Source organism: Amycolatopsis echigonensis (assembly GCF_014174495.1).
Classification (GTDB): domain Bacteria; phylum Actinomycetota; class Actinomycetes; order Mycobacteriales; family Pseudonocardiaceae; genus Amycolatopsis; species Amycolatopsis echigonensis.
In genome coordinates this window covers 1-1638 of record NZ_JACJHR010000212.1, presented here as the reverse complement: position 1 = coordinate 1638, position 1638 = coordinate 1, and the positions used below count along the sequence as shown (strand labels likewise).

Here is a 1638-nt window from a genome sequence, read left to right as displayed (position 1 = left end):
GCGGCCCCGTCGTTGTTGCGGGGTTGGGGGATGCGGAAGACCGGGATGAGCCGGTCGGGGCCGGTGATGGTGACTTTGGCGACCAGGGCTTCCACGAGTGCCTTGATCTGGTTGTGGGTGCCGTCGGTGATGATCTCGGCGATCTGATCGGCCACCGCTGCCAGGGTAGCGGGCTCGGGCATGGCGGGCTCGTCGTCCAGCGCGAGGGTCAGTTCGTCGCGGCGAACGCGGAGTTGCTTGCTCTTGGCGCGCAACTCGGTGAGCCGGTCGGCGACCAGCTCTTCGTCCATCGTGCCGCGCTCGAATGCGGTCAGGTACCGGTCGATAGCCACCCCGGTCTTGGTCATCTCGTTCTCGACCGTGGCGAGTTCGGCGTGCCGGTCAGCGTGCGCCGCCCGGTGTTGCTTCTGCTCGTGGGCGATGGCGTCGGCGATGAGGTCGTGCCGGGTGCGGTAGAAGCCGGTCAGCGCGTCCAGGACCGCTGCGTCGACAGCGTCGGCGTTCAAGCGCTTGAAGTCGCACTTGCTGGCGTCGTAGCGGGCGAGGTTCCAGCAGGTGTAGTAGCGGTAGGTGCGGTTCCGGCCGGTGGCTCGGGTGCCGATCATGGCCTTGCCGCACTTCGGGCAGCGCAGGCGGCCGGTGAGCACGTAGTCGGAGCCGGACGCGGCCCGGTGGGCGTGGGATTCGCCGCGGGCGTCGAGGATGGCTTGGGCCTGCTCCCACCGGGTGAGGTCGATGATGGGTGCGTGGGTGTCGGTCACGGTGGTCTCCCGGAACGTCAGTTCGCCGAGGTAGACGCGGTTGTTCAGGGCGCGGATCACTTGGTAGCCGGACCACTTGCCGCCGGAGCTGGTGCGGTGGCCCCGGTCGTTGAGGACTTTGGCGATGGCGCGGGAGCCGAGCCGGTCCTTGGTGTAGAGGTCGAAGACCAACCTGACGATCACCGCCTCGTGCTCGTCGATGACGAGGGTGTGGGTGGTCTTGTCGACCTGGTAGCCGAAGGGGCGTTTGCCGCCCTTCCACTTTCCCTTGGCGTGCTTGCGTTCCATCCCGGCGATCACGCGGTCGATGATGGTGTCCCGCTCGAACTGGGCGAACATCCCCAGCATCTGCACCAGCATCCGGCCCATCGGGGTCGAGGTGTCGAACGGCTCGGTCGCCGACCGGAACACGACCCCGGCGGAGTCGAGTTCGTCGAGCAGCATCACCATGTCCCGCAGGTTGCGGGAGAACCGGTCCACCCGATAGACGAGCAGCACGTCGATCAACCCGGCGCGGGCGGCGGCGAGTGCGCGTTGCAGCCCGTCACGTTCGGTGGTGGCGCCGGAGGCGTCGTCGGGAAACCGGGCCACGAGCCGCCAGCCGGGCTGGGAGCCGATGTAGGCGTCCAGTCGTGTGTCCTGGGCTTCGATGGAGTAGGGCTGGTGTTCGTCGTCGGTGGAGCGCCGCACATAGATCCCCACCCGAACGTCGTCGCCGAGTGTGGTCATCGCGGCTTTCTTGGTGCGTTGCGCGGTCGTGGATCGCGCCATTATTCCGACCCCCTTGTTCGGTATTTCCGTGTGCCCTGTAGTAGCCGTTTCTCCGGCTACTACAGGGCGACTACGCGGCTACTAGATCACTACTAACGTCGACTTA

General features: G+C 66.8%; 1 protein-coding gene. It reads right to left on the bottom strand.

Annotated elements, in window-relative coordinates; translation table 11 throughout:
* Positions 1-1532, bottom strand: a 1532-nt coding sequence (locus H5411_RS46330; protein WP_183128007.1) for a recombinase family protein, incomplete at its 3' end; no start/stop codon positions are given.
* Positions 1533-1638: the final 106 nt, after the last annotated feature.